Origin of the sequence: Corallococcus exiguus (genome assembly GCF_009909105.1) — a bacterium.
Lineage (GTDB): Bacteria > Myxococcota > Myxococcia > Myxococcales > Myxococcaceae > Corallococcus > Corallococcus exiguus.
The window spans coordinates 1-2,965 of sequence record NZ_JAAAPK010000030.1 but is presented as its reverse complement, the minus strand read 5'-3'; the positions used below and the strand labels follow the sequence as shown (position 1 = coordinate 2,965).

Genomic DNA, 2,965 nt, shown 5'->3' with positions numbered 1-2,965 from the left:
CACTGCGAGCAGGAAGTGGAGAAGCTCACGGTGGCCTGGAGCCCCGCGCGACGCGAACGGATCCGCACGGCCTTCCTGTCCACGGGCGCGTCCTACGCCGCGCCAGCATGGGAACAGCTCGCGTCGGCGCTGGACGCCTACTCCGCCCAGTGGCGGACGCTTCGCACCGAGGCCTGCATGGCCGCGGACGGTGACACGGCGGACGTCGCCTGGCAGACGGCCGCGTGTCTCGACGCGCGGCTCTGGCAGTTCGCCGCCGTGACCGAGGTGCTGGAGAAGGCGGACGTGCTGACGGTGCAGAACGCGCGGCCGCTGACAACCTCCCTCGAGGGGCTCGCCGGCTGCCGGGACGCGCCCGGCCTCTCCGCCCGGCCGCAGCCGCCCGAGAACCTCCGGGCCCCGGTGGAGGCGGCACGGCACAAGCTGGCGCAGGCCCGCGCCCACCTCGTGTCACACCGGTTCACCGAAGGCCTCGCGGTGACGACAGCCCTCCTCGAGGAGCTGAAGGGGCTCGACTACAAGCCGCTGCGGGCGGAGGTGCTCCTGGCCCACGGCGTGTTCCTCGGGGGCCTCAACAAACCGAAGGAAGCGGAGGCGGTCCTCTACCAGGCGATGTGGGCGGGAGAGGCCGCGCGTGACGACGAGACGGTGGCACGGGCCTGGCTGGAGCTCATCTGGGTGGTGGGGGAGGAGCAGTCCCACGCCGACGAAGCGGAGAAGCTCATCCTGCACGCCCGGGCCGCCGTCGAGCGGCTGGGACGGGAGCGCTTCCCCGACATCACGACGGACCTGCACGCGCGCCTGTCGTCGCTGCGAGAGGCGCACGGCCAGCTCGCCGAGGCGGAGCAGGAGGCACTCCAGGGCCTGGAGTTCTCCCGCAGGAGGAATGGCCCGGACAGCCTGCGCACGCCCAACCTCCTCCACCAGCTGGGACGCATCCGCTACGGCCAGGGCCGCTACGAGGAAGCGCTGAAGCTCCACCGCGAGGCCCTGGCGCTGCGCGAGCGATTGCTGGGCCCCGACAACCCGGCCCTCGCGACCTCCTACAACCGGGTCGCCACGGCCTCGCTGGAGGTGGGCCGGCACGCCGAGGCCATCAGCGCCTGGCGCAGGGCCCTGGCCCTCCAGGAGGCGTCCTCCAGCCCGGAGACGACTCCGATGGGGACGGTGCTGCTGAACCTGGCCGGGGTCTCGCGCCTCGAAGGCCGGCTGGAGGAGGCGCGCTCACAGGTCGAGCGGGCACGCGCCATCTTCGAGCGGGCCCGGGGCCCCAATCACATCACCGTCATCTTCGCGCTCACGGAGCAGGCGGTCCTCGCCCGCGAGGCGGGCCAGGACGCCGAGGCGCTGGCCTTCGCCACGGAGGCCCTGGAGCGCGTCCATCGGTCCCTGGGCCCGGACTCGCCGCGCGCCGCCCTGCCGCTGACCGTCCGGGGGCAGGTGCACCTGAAGGCGGGCCGCCATCCCGAGGCGCGGCGCGACCTGGTGGACGCGCTGAAGCGGCTGGAGGGGGACTCCGGACTGGCGGCGGGGAAGACGGTGTCCGTGCTGCAGTTGCTGGCCGAGCTGGCCCTGGCGACACGGGCCCCGAAGGAGGCGCTCGCGTACTGCGAGCGGGCGAGGACCCTCACCGAGAAGACCGACGGCGCGGAGTCCCAGGACGGTGCCAACGCGCTGACCTGCGCCGGCAAGGCGCATCTGGCACTGGGCGCGGCGGCGCAGGCCACACCGCTGCTCGAGCGCGCCCGTCGCATCCAGACCCGCTGGGGCAAGCCCGGTGACGCGGAGGCGGCCGGGAGGACCTCCTTCCTGTTGGCCCGGGCGCTCATGGAAACGCACCCCGCCCCGGACCGGACGCGAGCGTTCGAACTGGCCGAAGAGGCCCGGACGCGGCTGGAGTCCGTGGGAGTCCGAGGCCAGCCGGAGCTCCAGCGGGTGCTGGCCTGGCAACAGCGGGAGGCGAAGCGATGAGCGAGCAACGGAAGACAGGCTCCCTGGCGGCGCTGCTGCGGGAGCACCTGCCCTGGGAGCAGCGCGCGGAGCTGGACGCAGTGGAGGGGTTGGAGGCACTGCTGAACCAATTCGTCGAGGCGGCCCGGGACGGGTGGGCCTGGGCCACGACGCCGCTCCCGGCGGAGTCCTTCGCGCGGCACCTGGCCCGGCACCTGCCTGCGGGAAGGACCTTGGAGGTGATGCGCGTCCTCCACGGCGCCGACCTGTACCTCGCGTGCGCCTGCGCCACCGGCGAGCCCTCGGCCCTCCGGGCCTTCGAGCAGAACATCCTCCGGTACATCCCCGCCCGGCTCGGGAGGGTGTCGCCGAGCATGGTGGACGAAGTGCTGCAGGTGCTGCGCGAGCGGCTGCTGGTGGGCAGCGGCGACACGCCCCCGAGGATCGCGAGCTATGGGGGACGAGGGCCCCTGCTGACCTGGGTGGGCATCGTCGCCGCGCGCATCGCCGGGGAGCTCGTGGGCCGGGACGCGCGCCATGAGCTCGTCGCGGAGCCTCCCGAGGAGCTCGCACGGCTCCTGGCCCCGGGCGACCCCGAGTACGCGCTGCTGCGCGAAGACGCGCGCAGGCTCCTCGTCGAGTCGCTCCGCAAGGCGGTGGCGGTGCTCCCCGAACAGGAGCGGACCCTGCTGCGCCTGCACCATTTCCATGGGTTCACGATGGACCGGCTGACGCTCATGTATGGCGGCTCGCGCTCCGGCATCGCGCGCAGGATCGCGGAGGCCCGCGAGCAGTTGCTCGAGCGCGTTCGCATGGAGCTCGCGCCCCGGCTGAAGCAGGACCGGCTCGCCCTGGAGAGCCTGTTGGGACTGGTCAGCAGCCGACTGGATCTCAGCCTCCAGGGCTTGCTGGACTGATGCCCTGCCTGGGGCCCGGCTCCTGAGCGATCCCCGCATTTGAGCGGGCAGATCGCCAGTCGCCTGCCCGACGGCTCCGTGCAAGGCGAGGTGGTGCG

Annotated in this window: 2 protein-coding genes; both read left to right on the top strand. The window is 73.2% G+C overall.

What is annotated here, in order from left to right:
- Positions 1–1,971 (top strand): tetratricopeptide repeat protein (locus GTZ93_RS42045; protein WP_161663386.1); only part of this gene is annotated, 1,971 nt, incomplete at its 5' end.
- On the top strand, positions 1,968–2,867 hold the full coding sequence (locus GTZ93_RS42040) for an RNA polymerase subunit sigma-70 (protein WP_139915290.1): 900 nt from the start codon (positions 1,968–1,970) through the stop codon (positions 2,865–2,867). The genes GTZ93_RS42045 and GTZ93_RS42040, both read left to right, overlap by 4 nt.
- The last annotated feature ends 98 nt before the right edge of the window (positions 2,868–2,965 follow it).